Genomic DNA, 26,966 nt, shown 5'->3' on the forward strand with positions numbered 1-26,966 from the left:
CCGCGCTGCTCGAGGCTTGGCAGGCCGCGGCCGCCGTCTCCGATACCGGAGGTTATATCGGCCTGACCTATTGGGCGAACGGACCGTTATGGCCCGATAGCTACATGTATCTGGCCGAACCGCGGCCATTTCCCGGAGGACCCGAGCCTCCGCAACTTGCCACGTTGAAACGCTTTCTGCCCCAACGCCCCAATTGAGTGCCCCTTCGGAGCGACAATGTCTGAGCTTCGGCAAACTGGTGATGGCGAAGGCAGAGCCTGCGGCCGTGCTGGCCTGCTCCGCCAATCGAGGCACGAGCAGACGCTCCTCGAGCGGCTGGCGGAAGATCTGCGTGCTGCACTCGAGTGCAACCATGCTTGCTTGCGACATCTGATTCGATACATTTGCCTCGGGTTTCGCCCCGGCCCGGGCAGGAAACATTGAACCGAGATCATTCTCCCGCAACGCGAGCCTACCGGTTGCCGCCACGCGATGCCGGGCGGCCGTCAAGCAATGCCGGTCCTGAGTTCGAGGCCGCTCGGCTTCCCGTTACGACGACATCCAACAGCGCGGCCATCTCCAACAGAGTGCCGGCGCTGCTTCTTCTCACGGTCGTTGCGCTGGCTCCGCTGCCCTACGGATCGGTCGGTCCCGTTCCGATCGTGGCCTGGTGCATCACGCTTGCGGTAGCGCTGGGACTAGCGTCGCTGCGCGCGCTGGATCGCCGGCATCTGGTCCTGCTCGGCGGTGTTGCGATCGTCATCTGCGCCTATCTCGTTGTTCTGCACGAACAGCTATCCGCGCATCGATTTTTTTCAGCATCGACAGCTGATCCGGCCTGGCGGGCGGCGGAAGAGGCACTCGGCGCACAGCTCCATCCCCCGCTTGCGCTGGTCCGCGACCAGCCGCTGCTATCTCTTGGACCGCCACTGGCCGCCGTCCTGAGCCTGCTCGTCAGCTTCATCGTTAGCGTCGACCGCGCTCATGCGCATCGCCTGGTCCATGTCGTGGCCTGGTCGGGAGCGGCCTATGCCGTCTACGGCATCATCGCGTTCCTGATCGATCCGACCCACGTGCTCTGGATGAAGAAGGAAGCCTATGCGACGGTGCTGACCTCGACATTTATCAACCGCAATAGCGCCGCGATCTATTTCGGTTCATGTGCCATCCTCTGGCTGTTGCTGCTTGCGGACCGCTTCCGACGGCAGCTGCCGTCCGGCAGCGCGCTGACCTGGCCGGCGCTGGTTCAGCCGCTTCGTCATCTCCGACCAGAGGCCCTGATCGAGTTTGCGGCATTGTTCATCTGCCTGATCGCGATGTTCCTGACGGGCTCACGTGCCGGCGTCGTGCTCGCGCTGCTGGCCGCCATCATGGCGCTCGGCCTGTTCGCGTTGAAAGTCGCGCAATTCGGCCGCAAGCGCGCCCGCCTCGTGCTGTCGACGGCCTGCGCCGTGGTCATCCTGATGCAGGTGCTCGGTGCCGGCGTGCTCGGACGTTTCGACAGCGAAGGCGTTGCCGGTGGAGGACGCCTGCCGACCTATCGCTCGACGCTCGCCATCATCGGCGATCACCCCTGGCTCGGCACAGGAGGCGGGACGTTTGCCTGGGTCTTTCCTGCCTATCGCAGCAATGGTGGAACGTCCTGGGGCACCTGGGATCGCGCCCATAGCACGCCGCTGGAAATCGCCACCGAGATGGGCCTGCCGCTGGCAGGCGTCGTCGTCACCGGCTGGATCGGTGCCTTTGCGATCCTCGCCTTCGGCCTTTGGAGCCGCAACAGGGAGCACATCGTGGTGATCGCGGCGCTCGCCGCGGCCGCGCTCGCCATCCTGCACTCGCTGATCGACTTCTCGCTGCAAATCCCCGGCGTCGCCATCACCGTCTTTGCGCTGGTCGGCGCCGGCCTCGCACAATCGTTCCGAACCGCGCGATCAGGCGCGCCCGGCCCGATGTCTGGCCAGGCTCCCGTGGAATCGTGCCAGGTCTGACCATCAACGCAGCAATGCCGGCGCCTCTACCAGGGTCGAGGGCGTGTGACCTCGACGCCCGGGACCCTGGCCTCAAAATCCCTGCCGTCCAGCAGCCGGGCGAGAAATTTGAGCTTCACGATGTCGATGCCCTCGAGGCGGGACAGCAGCAGCTCGCTGATCGGTCGGCCAGGCCCGGCAACGATGTCGGCGGCATCGGTAATGAAGTCGGATTTGACCAGCTGGACGAACTCGTCGATCGCCTGCTGCTTCAGATCGTCGGGCAGCGCAGGATAGACCGCCAGCGCGAAGCGGCTGCGCCGCAACGCCAGCCAGCCCTCGTTGGGGCCGAATCGATATGACAGCCTGAGCGCCTTGAAATTGTCTTGCTGCAACCCCCTCGTGTTGTTCTGTAGCCAGAACCGAGCGAGCCACAACAGGGGATCGGTCGGCGCGCAATCGAGCGCATCCAGCAGCGCCACATCGAGATCGGACTGTGTCCGCGTGATGCCGGTCTCATCGCCAGCCGCGATGGCCTCTTCGGCCAGGCGCAACCGGGTGACGGCCAGGGTTCGTCGAGCGACGGGCGCGCAGCGGTCCCGCCGGAGGCTTCGCGCGGTCGCCTCCGCGAACTCCGCGAGAAAGTCTCGCCGGTACCGCTCGCCGCCGACGATCTTTCGCGCCATCTGCGCCATCGACGGCTGCGACCAGAGCGTCGGGGCGGCCTGCCAGGCCCAGAACAGCGTTGCCAGCGCGAAAGACGTCGTCGCGATCCGCGCCACCAAGACAGAGCCGCGCGTCGTCTTGCCGGCCACGACCGCCTAGTCCTCAAAGCCGTAATTCTTGAGGTCGCGATCGCTGTAGCGATAGCCTCCGCTATAGGAGTAGTTTCGCACGAGGTCGAGATTCGCCTTGTTGAGGACGATGCCGAGAAGGCTGTCGGAGACCAGCGGTGCCGACGACAAAGCGCGCTTCGCCGCGTCGATGGCGGTTCGTCCCCATTCGATCACGAAGAGATAGGTATCGACGATCTGGCTGGTCGAGCGAACGTCCACCACCGGTGTCAGCGGCGGCAGGTCGACGAGAACATATTGATAAGTCTTGCGGAGCTCCTCGATCAGCTTCCGCATCGCGGCCGATGCGAGGATTTCATTGGTATGCGAAAGTCGCATCTTGGCGACCATCGGCACGAATGACAGCGAGGTCGCCGGATCGCTCCAGATCACGTCGGCGAGCTGCCGCTTCCCGGAGATCACATCCAACAGCCCCCACTCGGCGTGAGGGGCGAGCGAGCGCGTCAGTGACGGATTGCGAAGATCGCAGTCCAGGAGAATTGCGCTTCCTCCGGCATGGGCGATCAGGCGCGCGAGATTGGCGGCAACCGTCGACTTGCCCTCGCCCGGATTGGTCGAGGTGATCCCGATGACTTTTGACGGCTTGGCAAGAGCTATCAGGTCGATGCTCACCTTGATGGTCCGGAACGCTTCCGCGAAGCGCGAGAAAGGCGTTCCGACCACACCGAACAGCACGCCGGTTCGTTCCAGCTGGCGCAGGTTCGCGGCATCCGGTCGGGCCTCGATGGCGCGGAACGGCCGGGCATCTGCCTTGAACACCGGCACGATTGCCAGACAAGTTGTTCCAAGCTCTCCTTCTACCTGCTCGCTGGTGCGGAAACCACCTTCCGACAGGTCGATCAGGATGGCGACGCCGAACGCCAGCAGGAGGCCGCTCGCCGCGGCCAATGTCATCACCAGAACGGAGTTGGGCAGGCTCTTCTTGGTCGGGCGCACGGCGCTGGAGATTACGCGCGCTTCCGTGTATGGAAACGACTGCTGCTGGATCGCCTCCATGTAGCGCTGCACGAAATTGTCGTGGATCGCGCGGAACGTCTGCGCCTTGCTGTCGAGATCCTTGAGCGCAATCTGGGCCTGGTTGGCGACCTGATTCTGCGCCACGGCCTCGGCGAGGCTCTGCTGAATGCTCTGCTCGCGCGCGATTGCGATCTGATAGTCGCTCTTGAAGGTCTCCTCGATCCGCTTCAGCTCGTCGAATATCGACTTGCGGATCTCGAACATCTGGTTGCGCAGATTGATCACCACGAGGTGGTCCTTGCCCAGTCGCGCCGAGTAGACCGCCTCCTTGTTGGCAGCTTCCAGATATTCGCTGCGCAGCTTGTTGATGACGTCGCTGCGCAGCGCGTCCGCAACCGCGGGATCGGGCGCCTTGATGACGCTGTCGAGCTCGGCAATGTCGTTCCTGGTGATCTCGCTGATGCGGTTCAATCGCGCGCGGGCTTCGGCGGTGGCCGCCCGGGCCAGCACGATCTGGCTGTTCAGCTCGGCAAGCTGCTGTTCGTTGATCAGGCGGCCGCCGGTATCGACGATGTTGTTGGCCTTCTTGAAATCCAGCACGGCGCGCTCCGCGGTCGCGGCCTGTTGCTGCAGCTCGTGAATGCGCTCCTGCAGCCAGATGCCGGCGCGGCGCGTCGCCTCGTACTTGGCCTCGAGCTGATCGAGGATGTAGGCCTCCGCGGTCGCGTTCGCGACCACGGCGGCGCGCTCCGGGCTGCGCGACAGGAAGCCGATCTCGATGACATAGGTGGTGCCGACCCGCCGGGGAAACAGGCCGGCGTGAAAGGTCTCCTGCGCCCGCTGCTCCAGATCGGTTTCGGATGCCGGCGCAGATGGAAACAGAAAGGAGATGATCGTTCCGAACAGGCCGGGCTTGGACCCGACGAATTCCGGATCGGTCGTCAGATGCAGCTCCTTGACGACGGCGGCGGCAATGGTCTCCGACTTCAGCACTTCGATCTGGCTGTCGACGGTGGCGGAGTCGACCGGGGTGTCCGCCAGAACCTGCTGCTGCTGGAACAGCTGGGTCTTTCGCGTGTCGATGATCAGCGAGGCATGCGCGAGATATTTTGGCGGCGCGACGTAGAGATAGACCGCGCCGCAAACCACGCAGCACGCAAAGATCAGGACGATGATGCCGGCCCGACGGCGGGACAGCCTCGCGAAGGACGCAATCACGTCGGCAGGCGACATCGCCGTGGACGGCGCGACGTCGGTTCTCGCAAAGGGCTCCGGATTACGTTGCAGCATTGCGGCTCGCTCGCGTCATCGATGGAGGCGAGGCGGGACCGAACGCGTCGCCGGCCCCGGTTGGTGCTGTGCGTTCACGGACTGACACTGGTCAACGCATTGGTCACGGTCGTGGAGTTGGTGGTGGTCGGTGTGGTGAGACCAGAGGAGAACAGCCCGGCCCGGTTCGGTCCACCTCCGCCACTGCCGCTACCCGTGCCGCCGCCCCCGCCACCTCCGCCGCCAGCCCCGCCAGCACCCGCGCTGCCAGCGGCACCGCCGACGCCACCTGCGGCGGCGCCGGTTGCCCCGATCGGCGCGTTGCCGGTCACGCCGGCGAACGCCAGGATCGCGACCGAATCGGAGCTTTCGGCGAGCGCTTGCTGGATCTCGGCGGCAAACGGCGCATCGGTCTTGAGCAGCGCCTGCGCCGCCTGTCCGAGGGCGGTGCCGATGGCGGATTTTTCCCCGGCGGATGCAAGGTTGAGGGCCGCGATGATCGGCGTGAGGGCTGCCTTGTCCGCGATCACGAGATCCCGGACGGCTGATATCAGCGCGGCCACAGTCAGGGTGTTGCCATCGGCATCGAGGAAGATCTGGGCCGGATTGGCCCGCAGCTTGGCAATCACATCGGATCGCGATTGGCCATCAGCGGTGACCGCGCTGGCATCGCGGACCGTGAAAACGCCGAGGCATGCAGCACAAAGCACGGCCGCCAGCGCCAGCTGGAAAAATCGCAAAAGCATCGAAAAAACCTTCCCCCAGGACAGGTCTTGCAGGCAATAGACGAAATACCAACACGCAACCGTAACACGAACGGAAAGCCATGGTCGACCATTTATTGTGCAGCAGCATCCGTTTTGGATGCAGGGCGCGGCCAGCCTTGGCGCCGCTGCCGGGCGATAGGCCGAACCGCCCCTCAAGCGTCCCAGTCAGAACTGCTCTTTCACTTCGTACCTGAACAGCTGCATGGCCGGAAACACGCCAATGACCTGTTCCTTGCGCGCGTGGCCGGGGACGCTGACGTCGGTGCAGTCATCGCTCCGGTAGTAACAGACCCTGACCTTGATGGCATCGTTGCAATGGTTGTCGAGACTGACCGCGTGATTGAGGATCCTCGGATTCGAGGCGAGCGGCCGGGCGATGCCCTCGGTCTGAAGGCACGGCTTTCCCGCGAAATCGCGGTGCTTGCGGGAGGAAGCGTCGCTCCCGGCGATGTCCAGGCCCTGGGCGAAGGCGGGAGAGGACGACGACGCAAGCAAGAGAGCCATCGCCAGGTCAAGGCGCCGCATAGGCCGCATATCCAGCTTCAACCTTATCCGCCATTGCATATCCGACCACCGTGCCAGCACCCCACAAGACCCTTGAAAGCGCATTCACGGGCTGCAGCCGCATCGCAGCCCAGATCGCGCTCAAAAACGATCGGGTGACCCGATATGCGAGATATCCGGCGCCGAACTCGTGCTTCTTCAGCACATAGCCAAACCCGTGAGCATATCTCCAGGATCGCTTCAGCCGCTGTCGCGCGCCGACATTCTCGACCTGATCGTGAAATACCTTGAGGTCGCTCATGTAGATCGCGCGCGCGCCGCCCGCGATCAAGGTCAACACGAAGTCGGTCTCCTCACCCGACTGGAACCTGCTTGCCGCGCCGACGCCGATGTCTTCATCGAAACGTATTTCATTGCCAATCGCGCTTCTGCGAACGAACAGCGTATTCGAATTGCCGGATGTCCACACGTTATCCTTGCTGACCGATCCGCTTTCCCTTCGCAACGGGCTGAGCGACGGCAGGCCGGATGCATCGATCGTTCGGCCGAGAAGAACATCGACTGCGGGATTGGTTTCGAAGAACGCGGCTGCCTTCTTCAGCGTTTCGGAAAGGTACCAGCAGTCGTCGTCAGGAAACGCAACGACCGAGCCCGTCGCGTGAACCAGCCCGACGTTCCGGGCGACCGAGAGGCCGCGCGCCGACTTCAAATGTTTCAATGGAAGACCGGCCCCGCTGTCGTCAAGGACTTCGTCGAGATAGCCCGGTGCATTCTGATCGACAATGATGATCTCGAATGACCTGAACTCCTGCAGCTTCAACGACTGCAGCAGCCTGCTTAATTGCGGTCTTCGATCTCCGACCGTGCAGACCACCAGGGACACGGTGACCGCCGATGCCGGCGGAAACTGCGGGCCTGCGTCGGCGGCGCGAGACAACAGCGCAGCGCCGAGATCGCAGTCTGCGAACAGTCGAGGATCAAGCAGGCGTTGCGCAAGGTCCCGCCAGGTCAATGGCGGCGGAACTGGAACGAAGCGACTGGAGATGGCGGCGCGGATCGCCTGCTCAATGCTCGTTGCGTTGCCGGGCTCATAGCCGCTCCGGTTAGGCGACCGGCCAACCGCAAAGGACGGACAGACGGCCGGAATGCCGAAATGTTCATATTGCTTGAGCTTCAGGCTCGACGTTGCAAGATAGTCCGCTCCCTTGGCCGCCCGGTACGGCGCAATGCCGACCGACGCGAACGCGATGTAGGGGAGCGTCGCCTTGAACGCCATTTCATCATACAATTTCACGTTCGCAGGCGCATCGAATGTCGCTCCGCTTCCGATCACATGAAACTGGATGTCGGGAAACAGCTTCCCCGCGACCTGGAAGAACTCTTCGTCAAACAGCATCGACCCGACCGACACCGCATTGATCGGCGCGACGTAGGGATTTGGCCCGGCGCTCAGGAAATCGTCGGGATCCATTCCGAGCGGCACGAAGAAGCTGCGCTCCCTGACCCACGCAAAGTCATCGGCCATTTCGGCCGACAGCAGGCAGAACCAATCGAACGCATCGGCACTCTTCTCGAGCTCCGCCTGCAGGACCGCGGCGGCACCGATGGTGCTGAGTTTGTCCGACGCCCGGTAGATGATTTTCGCTCCAGGATTCAGCCGGCGCGCCCGATTGGCAAAGAGAATGCCCTGTCCAGACTCGATGATGATGTAGTCGGCGGCGCAGAGGGAGTTGTCCAGGAAGGCGTCTTTCAGCCGCTTGTGCAGCGCGTAATAGGGCCTGAACAGAAATTCAAGAAAACCGGACTGCGACTGGAACGGATGGATCAGGGTAAACCAGAGATAGCACCGCACGCCATCGACCGTTTCGGCTCTGTTGGCCTTGCGCCAGAGAAAGCTCCGCGAGTCGCGCTTGATCAGGCTCAGCAGACTGAAGCGCAGCGAAAAGAACGTGACGTCGTGGCCCATGCGCGCCAGCGCCGAGGCCAAAGCCTGGATGCTTCCGCGCCGGAGCATGCGGAAATCATGGACCGCCGAGATGATGACGATTCTCTTGCTATTCTCTGGCAAGGTGCTGAAAATTCCTGAAAGAATATCTGGTGAACGACCGCGTCCCCCATGGACGCGCCGTCGCCCGGCTAATTGTCTCACGACCTATGGTTGCTTCGTCGACGCTCTCAGTGCAACAGATACGGCCGTAGCAAAACCACATCAGCGCAGCAACCTTGATGGAGAAAAACGAGTAGCTGACCATCAGGCTGAGCGGAATGAAAAGTGCGATCGAATGCACAAAAAGGCGCGACCTGCCGTCACGACCATTCGGCACCAGACAAATGCAAAGCCAGACCGCGGCGAGGCCGACGACGGACTGGGTCAGAACGAAATAGGAAATACCGCTGTCCGCCGCGATATCGGACAAACGCGCGTCGAGCCCGAAGAAGCCGGCTACATCGATTTGCGACAGCAGATCGAGGCTCCCAGCCACCCGGCCGCCGAAATTATCTGAACCGACGGCCGGCTGAACGATGGCGACGTAAACTGCGGACGCCAGCAGCACCAGCGGCAGATCGAAAGCCGACCAGCGGCTGGGAAGCCACCTAAAGAGAGGGACGACAGCCATGATGATCAGGATCGAGGCGCCCGCGAGCCGGCCATCGCAGCCGACCAGCAGCAGCAAAGTAGTGGCGATCAGATAGGCGCGAGTCCAGAACCCAAAATCCTTCCAAAGCGAAATCAGGAGGATCGCGACGACCACGCAATAGTTGCCCAGCGAGACCGGCTCCAGAAAGATCGAGGACAGCCGGTGCATTTCGATGAACCCGAAGAACCTCTCCCCGGGGCGCGTCGCGCTGATGAACAGGGTCGATTCGCTGTTCCAGAACTGGTTCTGCGAATAATCCCGGGTACTAACGTAATATTTCAGGACCTGAAAAGTCTCCGCATAAAGGTCGGGGCGGACGGCCTCGAGCGCCGCGGTCAGAAATACGATCGTCTGCAGGATCAGGACAGGCCTGACCAGGCTCGAACGCCCCTGAGCCATTCCCAACATCACGAAAACCGGAATGACCAGGACGTCTCTCGGAAATTTCGGATTAAAAGCACCGTTTCCGAGGCCAAGCAGGAAGCCGAGCAGCACGGTAGCCAGCGCCAGCAAGAACCACGGCATCATTCTTCGGTCGACGCGAAAGAAGATGATGGCCGCCGCGGCCCCATAGACCGCAACTTCGGTCAGAACGACATAGGTGCGCTCGAGCGCGACAATGTGGGCATTGATGAGTGCCAACGCGGCATTGAACGTCACCGCGACAATCAAGACCGCGTTCGACAGCATGGCCCCCCGCCACGTCAGCCCTATCTTTGGGCACCTCGGCAATGATCGAGGCTCTTGGCATCATAGCCCATTTCCGGGTAAGTTCCAGTTCTGGTTGCAATGGTTTTTTATCAAAATGGTTGGTCTCAAATTATTGGCGAAAGCGGCCCTCAAGCCGCTTATATATCGTTTTCCTCCAATCATGCTCGCTCCGGAGCGATTGATGCTCTGGCAGCAGACATTGATCGAGACGATGAGCGTCGGGGGAGATGTCGTCGAAGTCGGATGCTATCTAGGTGGCACGGCCGCCGTCTCTGCAAGGATGATGAGAAACCTCGGCGACGATCGACAATACCGGGTGTACGATACGTTCTCCGGCTTTACAGATAGACATTGGGCTCTCGATGCCGCGAAGGGCATCTTCTCAGGCGCCCGGGACGACTTTTCTTCGAACTCGCCAAGGCTGACGCGATGGGTTTTGGACAGACACGGAGGCAAGAATGTCGAAATCCACCAGGGCGACATAACGTCCCTGCCCGATAGCGCCCTTCCAGCCCGGATTTCCGCGTGTCTGCTCGATGTCGATCTCACCGAGCCCATTTACCTCGGCCTCAAACGCCTGCATCCAAGATTAGGCGACGGCGGCATCATTCTCATCGACGATTGCGACGACAAAGGCTGGTACAGGGCCAAGATCGGTTACGAGCGATACTTGGCCGAACTGGGGAAGTCGCCGACTTACAAATACGGGATGGGCATTTTACGGAAAGGCTGAGCGCTTCTGCACTATCGGCGGAGCAGCTGATGTGTGGCGCGATACAGACATGCAAAATATCGCTTCATCAGATCGGCCCGCACCGGTCGCCCGTGAGAAGGGAGGAATTTAGATGATCCAAGCAGCCAAAGCATTCCTGCGGCAGGGAGCGCCGGGCCTATACAACGTCGCGCGCTTCTTGCGCTTGCAAGGCGAAAGAGCTCTGTTCAGAGAGTATACGGCCACCCATCTTTTTGGGAGACAGGAGCTGTCCGTCGTCATAGCCGATCGCGTCGGGAAGGAGTGGTATGACCGCGACATGGTTCGACCAAGCTCGTTCGACTTTTTCGACGCACTTCGATTGAGCAAGGGAGCGCGCGCATTCGTCTTGGGAGCTCACCAGGCGGTCGTTGGCATGATGTTGGCACGCGACGTGGGCACTGACGGGTCGATCGTCGCAGTCGAAGGCAACTACGCCAATTATATTGTTGGGAAGCGCAACATTGAGCTGAACCGGCTCAAGAACATGACTCTCCTGCACGCGGTCGTCGGCTCCGCGGACGGTCAACTATACTTTTCTCGAGCGCACAACGGAATGGTTGAACCAACCAAACTTGGCCCTGCTGCTCAGCAGGTCCGCTCTGTCAGCATCGATTCTCTAGCGGCAGAATACGGTAGCCCGGATATCGTGATGCTGGACATCGAAGGCTACGAAGCTCACGCCCTCGAAGGCGCCCCGATCACACTGAGATCCAGGTGCGTTTGGTACGTCGAGGTACACGGAAATACCCAACTAGGTCGCTATGGAAGATCCAACTCGGATGTTACTGCCTTCTTTAGCCAAGGCTTTGATCTATTCTTTTCGCATGATGACATTTCGGAATTTGTTCCATTAAACGATTTGAGCGCGGCTCCTGAGCAGCGTTTTTTCTTGATCGCGGTACCAAAGGCAACGACTTCATGAGGGTGGAGGAGTTTTCTACGCACGGCGCCCCCCGGTGATCAGGTGGATCACGCCCCTGTCGTGAACGATCGAGCCGCTCGCATCTGCCGACAATGGAATACGAGACGATAGCAGTAACTGCTGGTGATGCGCTCCGACCAACCCGCTGCTCGGCAGCCTAAGCTAGCGCGCCGCGCGGCTTCAGGCGCGATATGGCTTGCTTTGGAAACAGGACTCACGCAGGTCATCTCGCTGCTCGTATTCGCGATCATGGCGCGCTTTTTCGCTCCCAGCGACTTTGGTCTCATTAGCATAACCTACGTCGCAATATTTTCATTCAAGTCCGTCGTGATTGATACGGTCGCCTTTGCCGTGCTCAGGGAGAAGGACGCGACGGACATCGAGTATGACAGCTGTTTTTGGCTCTCGCTTGCGTTTTCCGCTGCCGGAGCGCTCGTCATGCTGCTATCTGCCGGCACGGTCGAGCAAATGATGCAGGCACCGCATCTGGAAAGCGTGATGCGGGCCATGAGTGTCATTGTTCTATTTATGGGATTGGCGCGCACTCATGAAATGCGATTGGCTCGCTCCTTTCGATTTCGCACCTTGGCTATTCGCAGTATCATAGGAACGGCCGTCGGCGGTCTCGTCGGAATCCTATTGGCTATCCTTGGATATGGATTGACTTCTCTGGTCGTTCAGCAGATCGCAACCAGCGCCATATCGCTTGCTCTGCTATGGAGAATATCCGCTTGGATTCCTTCCTTTCGAGTTTCAATCCAAGCGACGAGCAGTATCCTGCGCTTCATGCGCGGCGCCCTCCCAGGCTGCGTGTTGGCGGTGATCAGCCAAAACTGCGACACCTTGCTTGTGGCCTACTATTTTGGCCCGACGCTGGTTGGACTCTATGCACTTGCGAAGCGCCTCAGACTGGCTCTTCAGTCGATCGCGGCGACACCGATAAATGGTGTTGCATTTCCGGCCTTGGCCGAAGTTCAAGACGACCAACAACGGCTTCGGCAGGCGGCACTACGGATGGTTTCGTTGATTTCATTCGTTTGCGCGCCTATCTTCGTTGGCTCATCAAGTCTCGCTGACGAAATAATCTCCATGGCGTTCGGCGCGAAGTGGGTAGTCACGGCCCCCATTTTCGCGACATTCACGCTGGGCGGTTTTTTCGCCTCGCTGCAAATCTTTGGAGACACGATCTTTGCGCTCAAAGCAAAGCAAATGTGGACTTTTTACAACCTGCTCGCCTATGTGGCGATGGCTGCGTCAATGTTTCTCATTCTCAGCCACTTCGGAGTTGAGAATGTGGCGTTGCCGTTCATTCTTCCCTACATTGTAACGCTGCCTGTTTCAGCCACTCTCGTGACACGCCTGATCGACGTTCCGATACGTCAGTGGCTCGCCGCAATACTGCCTTCGGTGGCTTCTTCGCTTCTGATGTTCGGTACCGTTACCTTCTTTGATTCTCGTCTCCAATTCCTGACGGTTTCCCTGCGAACGATCTGTCTGGCTGCTTTCGGAGCAGCCGTCTATTTCTCGGTCATGATGGTGCTCGGGAGAAAGACGGTCGTTTTCGGTCTTGGCACTCTGTTGCAATTGGCCGATCGAAGCGCAACTGCCGCACTGGAACAGCAAACGCAATAGTGTCACTGCACCGCAGATGCCGACGGATCAGGGTTGGGCGGCTAAGTGGCCGACGCACTACGCGCGCTTCGACGCACAATGGATTGCGCCGGTAAGCAGTAGCTCCGTCCTGGTTCGGACGGCCAGCAATTTGATCGAACTCACGCCTATCCCGGAACTCCGGATGGAGCGGCGCGTTTCGCTTAAGCGGACGTCCGCAGAGGTGAGCCTGTTAGCCCGACAATCGCTTCTAAAGAATGAAGGATTTTTCCAACGCAGCGTTCTCGCCTGAAGCGATCGAGGCCATGACAACGGCTCTCGCGCAGGCTGTTGCAACTTTGCCGGAACCGGTCGCCTCCTCCCACGTCGCGTTGCTGGCCGAATCGATTCTTCGCAGCGCGAAATCCGGCGAACGGGACGTCGGCGTGCTGCAGAGGATAGCGTTGCTTGAGCTTCAGATCACGCCGCGGCGTTGAAAGGAGCAGCCAATGAGGTTCTGGGCTGGTGCTTTGCTTGGCGCATTTGCCGCGTCGCCCCTGTTCGTCGCGGCGCAACCGGCACGCTGGACGACCTATTCGATCCCGGAGACCGGCACCTCGGTCGATATGCCCTCCTCAATCTTCACGAAGCGGGCAGGCCAGCCGGATGGCCATGGACAGCGGTTCGAGACTGCCGACGGCAGAGCACACCTGACGATCCAGTCGGTGCCCAACAGTGGCAACGATTCCCCCGCCGGTTTCCTCGCAAAAAGACATCCGCCGCCGCACATCCAATACAAGAGAATAGCGCCGCGCTTTTTTGCCGTATCGAGCAACAAAGGCAACAGAGTCTGGTACGACCGTTGCAACTTCTCGCAACGGTTGGTTCATTGCGTGCTCATCAATTATCCGGTGAGCGAGGAACGCGATTGGGACGACATTGTCACGCGTATCAGCCTTTCGCTCCGCGGCGACTGACGGGCGACGAGCCCGCTCGGCTTGCACTCGGCTCGCGCCTGGATGACTCGATGCGCTCACCGTCCTTCGCGCAGCAAAATGGCCTTCTCTGCCGGACCATCCGATTTCAGTGCTGGCGTTGTCAACGCAAGCGCAGTCACCAGCAGAACGACACCCGTGCAAAGGATGATGAGGAAAACGCGTTCCATTGCAGTCAATGACGAGGGGGCGGGCGATGTTCCGGCTGCTTTTTGCTATATCCGCTCAATTGGTATCTCTCCTCGTTGGCACCCGTGCGCCCGACCGAACTCTTCTGGGTCGCACGCGTCGCGATACGGACCCCACGAAAATACGGATGTCTCAGGGAGCAAGCCGCGAGGGCGAGGGAGCGCGTGCGATGCGAAAAGGCAATCGCCCAATCGCGGAGGAACGCGACGCGAAGAAGGCAACGGCATGGAAGCCACAGGCGGAGGTCGAGGAGATCAGGCGCATTGTGGGAACTAACAGTAAAGCGTGCAACGGCGGAACGGTCGTGAGCCGACGGCCGTTCGTTCCCATTGACAGACGCAAGGCCGGACCGCGGTTTCAGACGGAGATGCCGCTGCCAATCGAGGGCAACAAGCCCGCGAAGCCGCAAAGACGTAAAGACGTCGACCAGGCGAAGCCAGCGTCAATCGGCTCAGCCGCCCGAGTGCTGCTCTTTGGGAAATGGCTCGAAAGTGCGGCGTCCCAAAAACGTATCGGGCTTCGACTGATTTAGGATCTCCACCGACTGGCGGTATCTGATCAAAGACTTCTCAACGGCTTGCATGTCGAGCCGGGGATAGACGTTGACTTGGTTTCGCATGGGCGCGCAGCTTTGTTGCCTGGATGTTTTGACATCGTAACAAGGGGCGTTGAGGCGCTTCATATCAATTGATACGCAGAGCACAGTTAACCGACAGCAATCTCAATTCAGATGCGGACGGAGCTTTTTGGATAGGCCCGCGCGTTGCTACGACCCAGGGCGCTCCAGGCGATACGCGAGCGGTAATCATGCAGCTTCGGTGGACACGGCACCGAGACTGGCCGCTAGGTACTGAGGCCGTCCAGATCGCATGAAATTTTCAGCGCGACCTGTTCCGCCGCAACCATATGCGCGTGGTCACCGTTGTCGGAGACGTCTAGCAGCTTTTTTTGCGAGGCTTCAAAATGAAAAAGGACAGCAAGACGCTCAATCCCGATGATTTCCCGGTCAAAGCTGAGGACGACAAGCTGAAAACCAGCAAAGGCAAGAAAATTGCGGACGCGGACTCGGAGAAGCTCGCGGAAAATATTGCGGACCGCCTCAACCACCACGCCTACGACGAGGAGCAGGACCGTTGGTCAGCCTGATATGACCGCGGATTTACCGGCCTTTCCTCACAACGAGCAGATCACTTCCGGGGTCGTCTTCACTGCGAACGGAGGTAGTGCTTCGCCTCGTGGACATCATGTTTGGTGGCGTTGGGCCAAGACGTAGCATTACGAAGCGGCCCGCCGAATGGGTGGCCTCTTGGAACGACTATCCCGAAACAGCGTTGGGCCGCAATGCACGGGTCATCGCATGATCCATTGTTAGCGCGCGCCGATGCGGCTCTCCGCGAGGCCGAGCTGCTGCGCATCGCCATCATGAAGCAACGGGCGCTCGCGGACGTCATTTGCAGGCAGGCAAGGCTGTCTAAGGAGGTTCATTCCGGTCTAAGCCCGGCCGTTTCAATCTCGCTGGGTGTTAGGGAATGGTACGCCGGCTCGGCGTAGTCTTCGGTGGGGAAAGGCTCTTGGGTCTTGCGGCCGAGGAACAGGTCAGGAAGTGATTTCTTAAGAATCTCGGAGGATTTCGCTATCAGCTCGCGCACATACGCGTTCTGCTTCGCGATTGCTGAAGCCTCATCGCGGACGCGCTGAATGTGGCGGACGCTTTCCGGCATGGCCGCGCTCCCTTTTTGTGCAGGCGGGAGCGCGATCGGTCTCTCAGCCACCGGCGCCTACGGGCCAGACGCCTCAGCCGGTGATAATGGAAAACGAAGCCGGGTTGCCTTGGTTCAAAACTGTTTTCGACGCTCTTCGATTTAGGACATCATAACTTACATTTTTCTCAAGGAACCATGGACGGCAAAAAAGGTCGCGCCGACAGGCATGGGCGCGACCTTGCTCGACTTTGCCGAGATTCGACAGGCGTCGATTACTTCTCTTTGATTACGGTCGTGCTGCTGGTGCTGCCAACCGTGCCTTCCTCGCAGACCTTGGTCTGCTTGATGCGGTCTTCAGCTTCCACGCGGCTCGTGAAGGCCATCGGACCGATCTGCGTCACGACTTCCTTGTCCGCCGGGCGCGTCGTGGTAATCGTGCAGTGACGGCTGGGTCCTTGCACGACGTAGTACTCATCAGCGAATGCTGGGGCGGCGCATCCGATAACGAGCGCGCCAGCCAGAAGAAGGGATGTTTTCATTGTCGCCTCTCTATTGAGTCCTGCCGAATAGAGGACAGCACGATGAACAGCGGTCCGCGTGCTACTGCGCAGATGCCGCCCATCCTTCAATCCTCTCGGCGGTTCTGTAACTCGCCTGGGAGGTCGCAGTTCCGCGCCTCGGTCGGACCGGTTCTCGGCTGCTGCCACATGATGAGATTCGAGCTGAGAGGGCGCCGTTTGTCCACGTGTTCCCGGTGCTGTGAAAGCACGTTCCGCGCAAATACGGGCGCTTCATATTGCGGAACCCCGCGTTCCAGGCCGCGTTGCTTCGGAAAAGGAGAATGCCATGGCAAAAGCGAAGAAGCAGACACGCCGGGGTCGCAAGCAGGACCGAGTGCGGGTTGCCGGCGGGCAGGGCCATGAGGTGGGCTACGAGGCCAAGAAGATGGCCCGCTCGCGATCTGCAGTTAAGAAGGCGGTCAAGAAGGTCGGCAACAGCCGCAGCAAGGTCGAGCGGCGCCTGGAACGCTAACTGGGCGGGGCGTTATCCACTTCGATTTTTGCGATAGCGCGCTCGACTTCGGATGCGAGCGTCTTCAGGTGCTGTGCGAGCCTTGCAAAAAGCTCCTGCTTGACCTTGTCGGTAGCCAACTTGCTGACGAGCGCGCACTCCTCCGCGTCCGTGAGAAGTTTTTCCAAGTGCGCCTTCATGTCTTGCATGCGAACGTCCCCCTTCGGCTCGAAACTAGTCCATCCACAACGTCAAAGCAAAGGCGGCTGACGGCACGCCAGTCCAGTAACGCAACTTGTTGTGCTGTCGACTGCGAACGGCAACCTGAAGTCTTATGATTTCCAGTGCGCCCGGAACCGCGACAGCTACGAATGCGTTGCGCGAGTGTTCGACGCCACCGGATCGGGTCTCGTCATGCCGAGATACTTTTTCAACATCTATCACAATCGAACCCAGCTCGACCTCGAAGGTGAGGAGCTTCCTGACATGCATGCGGCCTGGAAGGAGGCAACTGTGACCGCGGGCCAGATGATCCAGGGCATGGACGGTAGGTTGCGGCCCGGCACGGAGTGGCGCTTGGAAGTGACAGACGAGTTCGCGAACCCGCTCTACGTCATTCATGTTCACGCAGAGAGGCCGACGTGAAGGCGACCGTGCCGGGCGGCGGTTTGTTCGCAGTCCGCCAACGTGAAACGCCTTGGACATGGCTTTGCTCAGGTACTGGAGTGTGTGCAGTGGTATCAGCATTTGTTTCAGTTGGAGCGAGGACACAAGTGTCTGGCGCTGCATCGTCGCGGTCCGTGTCGCATGCTCTGGGAGCAGTGGTCGCCTGGCTGGAAGTTCGACGATACCACCTTCGAGAGAACGCTTCTGCCTTCCGGATTTCGTCGACGTGGTCATCCACTGCTATCGCTTTTACTTCGGGACCGCTTCAGTGACCCAGTCCTCGCGTCGCTGCAACACCGCTTGGCGGCGAAACCCAAGATCGGCACTCCCACGATCACGTTGGATGGCACGCAGGACCCGCTCAAGCCCGGCGGCACTGCGAACCATGCCCCGATGTTCATTGCTCGTCACGAGCATCGCGCTGTCGACTGCGGCCACAATCTGCCATGGGAAGCCCCGCATGACTTTGCCGACGCCATCCTGACTGTTCGCGAGTGGACAGCTCGAGCTTGACACGTGCTTCGTGTCTCTGCCGCTGCTGTATGATTCGCGCATGCCGTGAGGTGGCTTTGAAGGACCGAATTTCCAACAAAATCAACCAAAGGCATCACTGGTGCTGCCGGACAGGATTGAACTGTCGACCTCTCCCTTACCAAGGGAGTGCTCTACCACTGAGCTACGGCAGCATGCCCGGCGATTGGATCGGCAAGAATCGGCCGAGACGGCGACCCGCAGGCGGCCGGTTCTTGCCACAAGCCCCCCTCTGGCGCAAGCAGGCAGGTAGCCCAATCGTCCGGATCACCGGTCCCGCGGTTCCCAGGGGCGCCCGGCGCTTTGCACGGCCCGCCCGCGGCGACAATATGCTGCAATGTGGCACGGATAAATGCGTTTTCGAGCGAAAGCCTGTCCCCGCCTTGAAGCCGTGATGGGCACCGGTTCGCGTGAAGAAAACGCGTCAAGACCAGAGTGACGGTTGAAGATGGCGGACAAGACGGACGGCGAACGGCGGCAAGGCGCGGGGCCTTCCAAGGGCACGCGGCAGGAACGGCTGAAGCTTGCACTGCGCGAAAATCTCAAGCGGCGGAAATTCCAGACGCGCGAGCGCAATAAAGCGTCCGCGGCGCCCGGAAACGACCACGAAGCCTGCCCACATGGCGAGCTTGGCAAGCGCGACAGCTAGCGGTATCGCCGCACGGGCTGTAGTGTCGTCCAGCGAAAGCCTGTCCCGGTGTTGATCCGGGATGGGTACCGGTTCGCGCGAAGAAAACGCGTCAAAACAATAATCAGAGCCTCCATTCCGATTGAATCGGAGCGGAATAGGCCCTGGGTGCGGTCAAGAGGTTTTTGTCATGGCGGAAGAGGGTGCGTCGGAACAGGCAACCGATGGGGGGCGCGCCGCGATCGCCTTTCCGCGGCACGAGCAGACATTTCCGGCCCTGAGCGAGCAGGAAATCGCGCGGATGCGCCGGTTCGGGGAGATCAGGCGCTACAGACATGGCGAGCGGCTGTTCGAGACCGGCAAGCCCGGCCCCGGCATGTTCGTGATCTTGTCGGGCCACGTGGCCATCACCCAGCGTGACGGTCTCGGCCATGTCACCCCGGTCATCGACCAGGGGCCGGGCCAATTCCTGGCCGAAGTCGGCCAGCTCTCGGGACGCATGGCGCTGGTCGACGGTCACGCCGACGACGACGTCGAGACGCTACTGATCCCGCCGGACCAGTTGCGGGCGCTGCTGGTGGCCGAGGCGGATCTCGGTGAGCGCATCATGCGCGCCTTGATCCTGCGTCGGGTCAATCTGATCCAGGGCGGGGTCGGCGGACCGGTGCTGATCGGGCGGTCGAATTCGACCTCCGTCGCTGCCTTGCAAAACTTCCTCACCCGCAACGGCCTGCCCAATCATCTGCTCGATCCGGAGCGCGACCACGACGCGGCCGAGCTGATCGCCCGCTATTCGCCGTCGCCGGCGGATTGGCCGCTGGTGGTGATTGCCGACGGGACGGTGCTGCGCAATCCGAGTGAGAATGAGCTCGCGCATGCGCTCGGCATGATCGGCCAGCGCGGCAACAAGATCTATGACGTCGCGATCGTCGGCTGCGGCCCGGCCGGGCTCGCGACCGCGGTCTATGCCGCCTCGGAGGGGCTCTCCGTCGCTGTGCTGGATCAGCGCGCCTTCGGCGGCCAGGCCGGAGCCAGCGCCCGCATCGAGAACTATCTCGGCTTTCCCACCGGCATTTCCGGCCAGGCGCTGGCCGGCCGCGCCTTCACCCAGGCGCAAAAATTCGGCGCCGACATCATGATTCCGATGGCCGCCAGATCGCTCGATTGCGCGCGGCGCGACGGCACCTTTACCCTCGCGCTGGAGTGCGGCGAACCGTTGCGCTCCCGCGCGGTCGTGGTGGCGAGCGGGGCGCGCTACCGGCGCCCGGAGATCGAGAATTTGGCGCGCTTCGACGGCCGCGGCGTGTGGTACTGGGCCTCTCCGATCGAGGCGCGGCTCTGCGCCCAGCAGGAGGTCGCCCTCGTCGGCGCCGGCAATTCCGCAGGTCAGGCCGCGGTGTTCCTGTCTGGCCATGCGCGCAAGGTCCGGATGATCATCCGCGGCGGCGGGCTCGGCGCCAGCATGTCGCGCTATCTGATCGAGCGCATCGAGGCCACCCCCAACATCGAGCTGATGTTCAACACCGAGGTCGTCGCGCTCGACGGCATGCCGGACGGCTCGCTGGAACGCATCACCTGGAAGAGCCGGCTGTCGGGCGAGACCGAGAGCGCCGACATCCGCAACCTGTTCCTGTTCGTCGGCGCAGATCCTGCGACCGGCTGGCTCGATGGCTGCGGCGTCACGCTGGATCGCGCCGGCTTCGTGGTGACCGGCGCGCAATCGGAGCTCAATCTGGGGCGCCCTGTGCAGTCGCTGGAGACCTCCGTGCCCGGCGTTTTCGCGGTCGGCGACGTTCGCTCCGGCTCGGTCAAGCGGGTCGGCGGCGCGATCGGCGAGGGCGCGCAGGTCGTGGCCGCGCTGCACGGTTTTCTCGGCGATGCGGCCAAGCCCGCACTGTGATCGGTGCGCTTCCTTCACCATGCTGCCTTAGGGCGGGTAGGGAGCGGGGGCGCGGATTTTCTCGGGGCCTGCATTGCATGACGTTGAGCAGGCGGCGGTAGCATTTTGCTCGACCCTGCCATATTATCTCTGCGCGAGAGGCAGGAGAGTGCCATGGTTCTGGGAATGAGCTTGGCCACGTTCACGCTGGTTCACGTAGTCATCAGCCTGATCGCGATTGTCAGCGGCATCCTCGTGATGATCGGTATGCTCGGCGGCCAGAAGCTGCCGTCCTTCACCGCAATCTTCCTGCTGTTCACGATCCTCACCAGCGCCACCGGCTTCCTGTTTCCGGTCGCGCAGCTCATGCCCTCGCATGTGATCGGCATCATCTCGCTGCTGCTGCTGGCGCTCGCCTGCGTCGCGCTTTACGGCCAGAAACTTGCCGGCTCCTGGCGCTGGATCTATGTGGTCACTGCGCTGCTCTCGCTCTACCTCAACGTGTTCGTTCTGGTGATTCAGGGTTTCCTGAAAATCTCGGCGCTGAGCGCGATCGCACCGGGCAATCCGCCGACCGGACCGGTGTTTTCCGCGGTCCAGGGGGTGGTGCTCGTGGTCTTCGCCGCCCTGATCTTTGTGGCCTGGCGGCGATTCTGGCCGAGAGCCGCTGCGGTATGAGGCCTTGCGCGCCAGTTCCGGGAACGTTACCCGGCCTGTCGCGTCTTCTCGATCGGACCTCTGGCGTATTCTCGGATCATGAGCTCTCTGGTACCGGACGTGGCACCCCAACTGAAGCTGATCGCGCTCGACGAGGACGATCTGGCGGTCATCTCGACCCATGTCCAGGACGCCCGCGTGCGGATCTGCGACATCATCTGGCGGCAGGGCGACAAGCGCCTCGTCATCGGCATGAGCCGGCTGGATTGGGAACAGACGCTGGCCGGCGAAACCGCGCCGCGCCGGCTCGCTGCGGCGTTGCGCTTCGACCGGGTGCTGTCCTTGAAGTCGCGCAATATCGACCTCGCCGCGCCACAGACCCTGCTGGAGCTGGTCGGGATCGAGTTCAGCGCGGACACCGCCCCTGGCGGCAGCGCGCTGCTGCTGTTTTCCGGCGGCGCGGCGCTGCGGCTCGACGTCGAGTGCCTGGAATGCGAGCTGACCGATCTGTGAGGCGATTACGGCGCACCGGTAGTTTAGCGCGGGTAATGTAGCTTGCGCTGCCCTGTCGTCCCCGCCTTGTACGCAACTGCGCACACCCATAACCACAGGCCTTTGTCGTAACGCTCGGTAGCAGCCACTCTGCCCCAAACTGTGTCCTGTGGTTATTGGTCCCGGATCGGCACTCGCCGCGGCTGCGCGCCGGGCTCGCTGGTCCGGGACGACGTTCTCGGAGGGTTGACGGCGCCAGCCCGCCGCGCCATTGCAGTAATCCTGCCCTGGCCTTCCGGACCCATTCCATGCCCATTCGACTGGACCGCAACAGCGCCGATTTCGACGAGCGGTTCGCAACATTTTTGACCACCAAACGCGAGATCTCGGCCGATGTCGAGGCGCAAGCGCGCGCCATCGTCGAGGACGTGGCGGCCCGCGGCGACGCCGCGCTGATCGCGGCGACCACCAAATTCGACCGACTTGATCTGACGGCCGCGACGCTACGCGTCGCGCCGTCCGAGATCGATGCGGCGGTGAAGGCGTGCGACAGCGCGACCCTGGACGCGCTGAGATTCGCCCGCGACCGCATCGAGACCTTTCACTTGAGGCAGCTGCCGAAGGATGAGCGCTTCACCGACGCCGCGGGCGTCGAGCTCGGCTGGCGCTGGAGCGCGATCGAATCCGCCGGCCTCTATGTGCCCGGCGGCACCGCGGCGTATCCGTCCTCGGTGCTGATGAACGCGGTGCCGGCCAAGGTCGCCGGCGTCGGGCGTCTCGTCATGGTGGTGCCGGCGCCCGACGGCCGGCTCAATCCCAAGGTGCTGGCGGCGGCGCAGCTCGGCGGCGTCAGCGAAATCTATCGCGTCGGCGGCGCACAGGCGGTGGCCGCGCTGGCCTATGGCACCGCGACCATCGCACCGGTGGCCAAGATCGTCGGCCCTGGCAACGCCTATGTCGCCGCGGCGAAGCGGCTGGTGTTCGGCAAGGTCGGCATCGATATGATCGCGGGCCCCTCCGAGGTGCTGGTGGTCGCCGACGCTACCGGCAACGCCTCCTGGATCGCCGCCGACCTGCTGGCGCAGGCCGAGCATGACGCGAGCGCGCAGTCGATCCTGATCACGGATTCGCCGGATCTCGCTGACGAGGTCGCGCACGCCGTGCAATCCCAGCTTGCGACCCTGCCGCGGGAAAAAATCGCGGCCGCTTCCTGGGAGGATTTTGGCGCGATCATCCTGGTCGGACATATCGACCAGGCGGTCCCGCTCGCGGACGCGCTCGCCGCCGAGCATCTCGAGGTCATGACCGCGGATCCCGACGGCTTTGCCGCAAAGATCCGCAATGCCGGTGCGATCTTTCTCGGCGCCCACACGCCGGAGGCGATCGGCGATTATGTCGGCGGCTCCAACCACGTGCTGCCGACCGCGCGCTCGGCGCGGTTCTCCTCGGGACTTTCCGTGCTCGACTTCATGAAGCGGACCTCGCTTTTGAAATGCGGCCCCGAGCAACTGCGCGCGCTGGGGCCGGCGGCGATCACGCTCGGCCGCGCCGAGGGACTGGAAGCCCATTCGCGCTCGGTCGCAATGCGCCTCAATCTGCCAAGAATCTGACATGACCAGCGCTGCGCCATCAGACGATTCCAAAAATCGCGTCGTCGCGGTGACGCTGGACGAGGAGTCGATCGGCCGCTCCGGGCCCGACATCGAGCACGAGCGTGCGATCGCGATCTACGACCTGATCGAGCAGAACCTGTTCGCGCCCGAAGGCGCCGCGCAGGACGGTCCCTTCACGCTGCATATCGGCATCACCGGCAACCGGTTGATGTTCGACATCCGCCGCGAGGACGGCACCCCTGTCGTGGCGCATCTGTTGTCGCTGACGCCGTTCCGGCGGATCGTGAAGGACTATTTCATGATCTGCGACAGCTACTATCAGGCGATCCGCACCGCGACGCCGGACAAGATCGAGGCTATCGACATGGGCCGCCGCGGCATCCATGACGAGGGCTCGCGCACGCTGCAGGAACGGCTGAAAGGCAAGGTGCGGGTCGATTTCGAGACCGCGCGCCGGCTTTTTACGCTGATCACCGTCCTGCATTGGAAGGGCTAGGCATGGCCCGGAAAAGTGCGAAGCGGTTTTCCGAGCAGGCCATGCCTCAGAGAACGCGCATGATCCCGAAAAGTGGGAACCGGTTTTCGGATCAGATCATGCGCAGCCTGGAGTGACCCCATGGCCGCGCCCCCACGCGCGCGCGACCCGCAGTCGGTGCTGTTCGCCTGCGGCCAGAACAGCGTGCGTTCGCCGATGGCCGCCGGCCTGTTGCAGGCCATGTTTCCCAATACGCTTTATGTGCGCTCGGCCGGCGTCAAGAAGGCTGAGCTCGATCCGTTCGCCGTCGCGGTCATGTCGGAGCTCGGGCAGGACATCTCGACCCACAAGCCCACGACGTTCGAGGAGCTCGACGACTGGGAGGGTCTGAATTTCGATCTCATCATCACGCTGTCGCCGGAGGCGCATCACAAGGCGCTCGATTTGACGCGGACGCTTGCCGCCGACGTCGAATATTGGCCGACCCACGATCCGACCGGCACCGACGGTAATCGGGAACAGAAGCTGGAGGCCTATCGCGAGGTCTGCGACACGCTGATGTCGCGCATCCGCCGGCGGTTTGCGAAAACCGCCGCGGCAAGCGAATAGGAGGCGGGACGAGATCGCAGCGTTGATTTCCATCGTTCCGCGAACTCGCGGCATCCTCCCCCTTATCGACCCCCTCATGGACGAGGTGCCGAGCAGCCCAGAGGCTGCGAGGCGGCTGGGAGGCCTCCAGCAGCGGAGGTCCCAAGGAGAAGGTTTCCCTTTCGCAAAGACGTCACATGTTCCCGGGTTGTCGAAGCCCGGCCCATCCGATAGGTTCCGCGCGCGCGCGACCCCCCGTTCGAATCGTCATAAATCAGCAAATCATCAGAGATGCTCGGCCGTCCCAAACTCGTTCTTGCCTCCGGCTCGCCGCGGCGCCTGGCGCTGCTCAACCAGGCCGGCATCGAGCCCGACGCGCTGCGACCGGCCGACGTCGACGAGACGCCACGGCGCGGCGAGCTGCCGCGGGCCTGCGCCAACCGCCTGGCGCGGGCCAAGGCGGATGCGGCCCTCAAATCGGTGCAGCTCGACGACGAGTTGCGCGGCGCCTTCATCATCGCCGCCGACACCGTGGTGGCGGTCGGCCGCCGCATCCTGCCAAAAGCCAATCTGGTCGACGAGGCCGCGCAATGCCTCCGCCTGCTGTCGGGCCGCAACCACCGGGTCTACACCGCGATCACGCTGGTGACGCCGCGCGAGGCATTTCGCCAGCGCCTGGTCGAGACGCGCGTACGCTTCAAGCGCCTGTCCGAGGACGACATCCAGGCCTATATCGGCTCCGGCGAATGGCGCGGCAAGGCGGGCGGCTATGCCGTACAGGGCATCGCCGGCTCCTTCGTCGTCAAGATGGTCGGCTCCTATCCCAACGTCGTGGGCCTGCCGCTCTACGAGACGCTGACGCTTTTGTCGGGCGAGGGCTTTCCGATCCGCTTCGGCTGGCTCAACGCCGTCGCGGCGGCGTGACGCGCGTGTGCCCTCCCCAGGCGAGCGACGTGGCGCGCGGTGCCTTGGTGCCCGGTGCCTTCGTGCGCGGTTCCTTGGCCAGGGCGGCCGCGGGTGGCGGGCCGGGGGCGGCGCTTGTTGCTACCATCGTCAGCCCTTGCGCGTTATCCGCAAGGCTTGGTTCATGACTCGTTGGCCCGATGCCTGATGCACCCGACAAACAGGCCGCCAATCCCTTGCAGCCGCGCGGCCGCTGCCCGATCTGCGGCCGCCCGCCATCCGAGGAGACGCGGCCCTTCTGCTCGCCGCGCTGCCGGGACGTCGACCTCAATCGCTGGCTGACCGGTTCCTATGTCATCCCGGGCCGCGATGACGACGTCGAGGACCCGGAATAGGGCCGGTTTTCCAATAGCTTATGGTTGCGTCGGCCCTGCGCCCAGGCGTGCTGGCCGGCTATGCCCGGCATCGCCCGCAATGGCCAAAAGCGGCCGTGCCGTGCGCATTTTGAAGGCCGAAGCCGGGGCCGCGCCATGCGCAGCTCGAACAGCGATGCACGGTGGACAGGACGGTTCGAGGCCACTATAAACCGCCCGCTCGGCAGGCCCTTGGGCCGTTCGCGAGACGCCCAGGTAGCTCAGTTGGTAGAGCATGCGACTGAAAATCGCAGTGTCGGTGGTTCGATTCCGCCCCTGGGCACCATGAGCCTTTCCAGCCCTGTTCTCTTTCCTCCGCGCCCGTTCGCCGATCGGCAAGAACCCTCGTAAAATCAGGCGTTTCCCTGTATATTGACGCCCGGTACGGTTCGCGACCGTTCGAGGGCATCCGGCGTTTCCGGGTACACTGTGGGTACACTGGAACGGCCGGGTACACTGGCTGGCCGCCCGATTGCAAGGGAGCTTTCCCGTGGATGAACTGAGCGACACGAAAATCCGCCATGCGAGGCCGGCCCACAAGGAATACGCGATTGCCGACGGCCAGGGCCTCAGCGTCGTGGTGCGACCCAACGGGACCAAGCTGTGGCTCTACCGCTATCGTTTCGGCGGCAAGCGCAAAAATATGTCGCTTGGCACCTTTCCCGGCGTCGGACTCAAGGCCGCGCGCGAAAAGCGCCACGACGCGGAAAAGCTGCTCGATCAGGGCCAAGATCCAGTCGCAGTGCGCGAGGCCAAGCGACAGGAAGACGAAAAGCTCAAGCATACCTTCCGGGCAGTCGGGGAAGAATGGGCGACCGCAAAGCTCGAAAAGGAGAACAAGGCCAAGTCGACGATCAAGCGGGAACGCTGGAATCTCGCTCAGCTCAATCGTGAGATCGGTGACCGACCGCTTTGCGAGATCGCTCCGCCGGAATTGCTGACCGCATTCCGGCGTGCCCAGGCCCGTGGACGGTACTACACCGTCGGGCGCCTACGCTCGACCGCTTCGCGAGTCTTCCAATTCGGCGTAGGCGCCTCGTATTGTAGCAGCGACCCCACCCGCGACTTGAAGCATGCGCTCACCAAGGCACCCAAGGGCAATCCGCGCCCTGCGCTGACCGATCCCGACGACGTAGGCGAACTGATGCGCCGGATTGAGCTCTATGACGCCAAGAACGGTGGACTGGTGCGCTACGCGCTCAAGCTGATCGTTTTGACCATGGTGCGGCCCGGCGAGTTACGGCTGGCCGAGTGGACCGAGTTTCACGAGAAAAATCGCATATGGTTGATCCCCGCCGAGAAAATGAAGA

General features: G+C 62.1%; 30 protein-coding genes, 2 tRNA genes and 1 pseudogene. 23 read left to right on the top strand and 10 right to left on the bottom strand.

The features are described from left to right. Positions 1-197, top strand: a pseudogene (locus JOZ76_RS33725) (hypothetical protein); the annotation flags it as partial. A 261-nt stretch (positions 198-458) separates the two neighbouring features. Continuing rightward, positions 459-1,967, top strand: a complete 1,509-nt coding sequence (locus JOZ76_RS33730; RefSeq protein WP_291705707.1) for an O-antigen ligase family protein — start codon at positions 459-461, stop codon at positions 1,965-1,967. Positions 1,968-1,993: 26 nt separating this feature from the next. Here JOZ76_RS33730 and JOZ76_RS33735 read toward each other — a convergent pair whose 3' ends face one another. The 6 genes from JOZ76_RS33735 to JOZ76_RS33760 all read right to left on the bottom strand — a co-directional run bounded on the left by JOZ76_RS33735 (position 1,994) and on the right by JOZ76_RS33760 (position 9,449). After that, positions 1,994-2,761 carry a hypothetical protein gene (locus tag JOZ76_RS33735; RefSeq protein ID WP_291705708.1) on the bottom strand — a complete coding sequence of 256 codons (768 nt, stop codon included), beginning with the start codon at positions 2,759-2,761 and terminating at the stop codon, positions 1,994-1,996. A gap of 6 nt (positions 2,762-2,767) precedes the next feature. Continuing rightward, positions 2,768-5,047, bottom strand: coding sequence for a polysaccharide biosynthesis tyrosine autokinase (locus JOZ76_RS33740; protein ID WP_291705709.1), 2,280 nt, complete (start codon positions 5,045-5,047; stop codon positions 2,768-2,770). A gap of 74 nt (positions 5,048-5,121) precedes the next feature. Beyond that, positions 5,122-5,772: a hypothetical protein gene (locus JOZ76_RS33745; protein WP_291705710.1), complete on the bottom strand. Its 651-nt coding sequence runs from the start codon at positions 5,770-5,772 to the stop codon at positions 5,122-5,124. A gap of 186 nt (positions 5,773-5,958) precedes the next feature. Then, positions 5,959-6,318: a hypothetical protein gene (locus JOZ76_RS33750; protein ID WP_291705711.1), complete on the bottom strand. Its 360-nt coding sequence runs from the start codon at positions 6,316-6,318 to the stop codon at positions 5,959-5,961. Continuing rightward, entirely contained in the window at positions 6,305-8,446 is a 2,142-nt protein-coding gene (locus JOZ76_RS33755; RefSeq protein ID WP_441300149.1) for a GumK N-terminal domain-containing glycosyltransferase, read from the bottom strand. Before JOZ76_RS33755 ends, JOZ76_RS33750 begins: the two co-directional genes overlap by 14 nt. Further along, positions 8,352-9,449 carry a polysaccharide biosynthesis protein GumE gene (locus tag JOZ76_RS33760; RefSeq protein ID WP_291705713.1) on the bottom strand — a complete coding sequence of 366 codons (1,098 nt, stop codon included), beginning with the start codon at positions 9,447-9,449 and terminating at the stop codon, positions 8,352-8,354. Before JOZ76_RS33760 ends, JOZ76_RS33755 begins: the two co-directional genes overlap by 95 nt. Before the next feature lie 106 nt (positions 9,450-9,555). Between JOZ76_RS33760 and JOZ76_RS33765 the strand changes: the two genes are divergently transcribed. The 7 genes from JOZ76_RS33765 (at position 9,556) to JOZ76_RS33795 (ending at position 15,243) form a co-directional block, all read left to right on the top strand. Then, the gene (locus JOZ76_RS33765) at positions 9,556-10,380 is read left to right on the top strand and encodes a TylF/MycF/NovP-related O-methyltransferase (RefSeq protein ID WP_291705714.1); all 825 of its coding nucleotides are present in this window, start codon (positions 9,556-9,558) and stop codon (positions 10,378-10,380) included. A gap of 112 nt (positions 10,381-10,492) precedes the next feature. Then, positions 10,493-11,323 carry an FkbM family methyltransferase gene (locus tag JOZ76_RS33770; RefSeq protein WP_291705715.1) on the top strand — a complete coding sequence of 277 codons (831 nt, stop codon included), beginning with the start codon at positions 10,493-10,495 and terminating at the stop codon, positions 11,321-11,323. 126 nt (positions 11,324-11,449) lie between these two features. Then, complete coding sequence (locus tag JOZ76_RS33775) at positions 11,450-12,955, top strand: lipopolysaccharide biosynthesis protein (RefSeq protein ID WP_291705736.1); 1,506 nt, start codon at positions 11,450-11,452, stop codon at positions 12,953-12,955. A gap of 236 nt (positions 12,956-13,191) precedes the next feature. Then, entirely contained in the window at positions 13,192-13,410 is a 219-nt protein-coding gene (locus JOZ76_RS33780) for a hypothetical protein (RefSeq protein ID WP_291705716.1), read from the top strand. Positions 13,411-13,422: 12 nt separating this feature from the next. Further along, positions 13,423-13,890 carry a hypothetical protein gene (locus JOZ76_RS33785; protein ID WP_291705717.1) on the top strand — a complete coding sequence of 156 codons (468 nt, stop codon included), beginning with the start codon at positions 13,423-13,425 and terminating at the stop codon, positions 13,888-13,890. Positions 13,891-14,266: 376 nt separating this feature from the next. Further along, positions 14,267-14,629 carry a hypothetical protein gene (locus JOZ76_RS33790; protein ID WP_291705718.1) on the top strand — a complete coding sequence of 121 codons (363 nt, stop codon included), beginning with the start codon at positions 14,267-14,269 and terminating at the stop codon, positions 14,627-14,629. Between the two features lie 431 nt (positions 14,630-15,060). Next, a complete protein-coding gene (locus JOZ76_RS33795; protein WP_291705719.1) occupies positions 15,061-15,243 on the top strand; it encodes a hypothetical protein in 183 nt (60 codons plus the stop codon). A 335-nt stretch (positions 15,244-15,578) separates the two neighbouring features. Here JOZ76_RS33795 and JOZ76_RS33800 read toward each other — a convergent pair whose 3' ends face one another. After that, on the bottom strand, positions 15,579-15,818 hold the full coding sequence (locus JOZ76_RS33800) for a hypothetical protein (protein ID WP_291705720.1): 240 nt from the start codon (positions 15,816-15,818) through the stop codon (positions 15,579-15,581). 254 nt (positions 15,819-16,072) lie between these two features. Continuing rightward, positions 16,073-16,339: a hypothetical protein gene (locus JOZ76_RS33805; RefSeq protein WP_291705721.1), complete on the bottom strand. Its 267-nt coding sequence runs from the start codon at positions 16,337-16,339 to the stop codon at positions 16,073-16,075. A 307-nt stretch (positions 16,340-16,646) separates the two neighbouring features. Between JOZ76_RS33805 and JOZ76_RS33810 the strand changes: the two genes are divergently transcribed. Further along, positions 16,647-16,832 (top strand): DUF3606 domain-containing protein, encoded by a 186-nt coding sequence (locus tag JOZ76_RS33810; RefSeq protein WP_291705722.1) that lies wholly within the window; start codon positions 16,647-16,649, stop codon positions 16,830-16,832. Here JOZ76_RS33810 and JOZ76_RS33815 read toward each other — a convergent pair. Continuing rightward, on the bottom strand, positions 16,829-17,020 hold the full coding sequence (locus JOZ76_RS33815) for a hypothetical protein (protein WP_291705723.1): 192 nt from the start codon (positions 17,018-17,020) through the stop codon (positions 16,829-16,831). The genes JOZ76_RS33810 and JOZ76_RS33815 overlap by 4 nt on opposite strands. Positions 17,021-17,225: 205 nt before the next feature. On the opposite strand from JOZ76_RS33815, the gene JOZ76_RS33820 reads away from it, so the two are divergent. Both JOZ76_RS33820 and JOZ76_RS33825 read left to right on the top strand, forming a co-directional pair. After that, a complete protein-coding gene (locus tag JOZ76_RS33820) occupies positions 17,226-17,456 on the top strand; it encodes a DUF6894 family protein (protein WP_291705724.1) in 231 nt (76 codons plus the stop codon). 42 nt (positions 17,457-17,498) lie between these two features. Next, complete coding sequence (locus JOZ76_RS33825) at positions 17,499-17,990, top strand: alpha/beta fold hydrolase (protein WP_291705725.1); 492 nt, start codon at positions 17,499-17,501, stop codon at positions 17,988-17,990. Between the two features lie 98 nt (positions 17,991-18,088). Here JOZ76_RS33825 and JOZ76_RS33830 read toward each other — a convergent pair. Then, a tRNA-Thr gene (locus JOZ76_RS33830) sits at positions 18,089-18,163 on the bottom strand. Between the two features lie 293 nt (positions 18,164-18,456). Here JOZ76_RS33830 and JOZ76_RS33835 point away from each other — a divergent pair. The 11 genes from JOZ76_RS33835 to JOZ76_RS33885 form a co-directional block, all read left to right on the top strand. Then, positions 18,457-18,657 carry a hypothetical protein gene (locus tag JOZ76_RS33835; protein WP_291705726.1) on the top strand — a complete coding sequence of 67 codons (201 nt, stop codon included), beginning with the start codon at positions 18,457-18,459 and terminating at the stop codon, positions 18,655-18,657. Between the two features lie 169 nt (positions 18,658-18,826). Further along, positions 18,827-20,536, top strand: coding sequence for an FAD-dependent oxidoreductase (locus tag JOZ76_RS33840; protein WP_291705727.1), 1,710 nt, complete (start codon positions 18,827-18,829; stop codon positions 20,534-20,536). A 153-nt stretch (positions 20,537-20,689) separates the two neighbouring features. Then, positions 20,690-21,193, top strand: a complete 504-nt coding sequence (locus tag JOZ76_RS33845) for a hypothetical protein (RefSeq protein ID WP_291705728.1) — start codon at positions 20,690-20,692, stop codon at positions 21,191-21,193. Positions 21,194-21,292: 99 nt separating this feature from the next. After that, positions 21,293-21,685, top strand: a complete 393-nt coding sequence (locus JOZ76_RS33850; RefSeq protein ID WP_291705729.1) for a DUF2948 family protein — start codon at positions 21,293-21,295, stop codon at positions 21,683-21,685. Positions 21,686-21,972: 287 nt separating this feature from the next. Beyond that, the gene (hisD, locus tag JOZ76_RS33855; RefSeq protein ID WP_291705730.1) at positions 21,973-23,274 is read left to right on the top strand and encodes a histidinol dehydrogenase; all 1,302 of its coding nucleotides are present in this window, start codon (positions 21,973-21,975) and stop codon (positions 23,272-23,274) included. 1 nt (position 23,275) lies between these two features. Beyond that, positions 23,276-23,773: a UPF0262 family protein gene (locus tag JOZ76_RS33860; RefSeq protein WP_291705731.1), complete on the top strand. Its 498-nt coding sequence runs from the start codon at positions 23,276-23,278 to the stop codon at positions 23,771-23,773. 120 nt (positions 23,774-23,893) lie between these two features. Continuing rightward, entirely contained in the window at positions 23,894-24,361 is a 468-nt protein-coding gene (locus JOZ76_RS33865; RefSeq protein WP_291705732.1) for an arsenate-mycothiol transferase ArsC, read from the top strand. A 270-nt stretch (positions 24,362-24,631) separates the two neighbouring features. Beyond that, on the top strand, positions 24,632-25,264 hold the full coding sequence (locus JOZ76_RS33870; protein ID WP_291705733.1) for a Maf-like protein: 633 nt from the start codon (positions 24,632-24,634) through the stop codon (positions 25,262-25,264). A 179-nt stretch (positions 25,265-25,443) separates the two neighbouring features. Beyond that, on the top strand, positions 25,444-25,638 hold the full coding sequence (yacG, locus tag JOZ76_RS33875; RefSeq protein ID WP_291705734.1) for a DNA gyrase inhibitor YacG: 195 nt from the start codon (positions 25,444-25,446) through the stop codon (positions 25,636-25,638). Between the two features lie 228 nt (positions 25,639-25,866). Next, positions 25,867-25,942, top strand: a tRNA-Phe gene (locus JOZ76_RS33880). Positions 25,943-26,146: 204 nt separating this feature from the next. After that, positions 26,147-26,966: tyrosine-type recombinase/integrase (locus tag JOZ76_RS33885; RefSeq protein ID WP_291705735.1), on the top strand; the 820-nt coding region annotated here is incomplete at its 3' end.

Source organism: Bradyrhizobium sp., assembly GCF_019244115.1.
GTDB lineage: Bacteria > Pseudomonadota > Alphaproteobacteria > Rhizobiales > Xanthobacteraceae > Bradyrhizobium.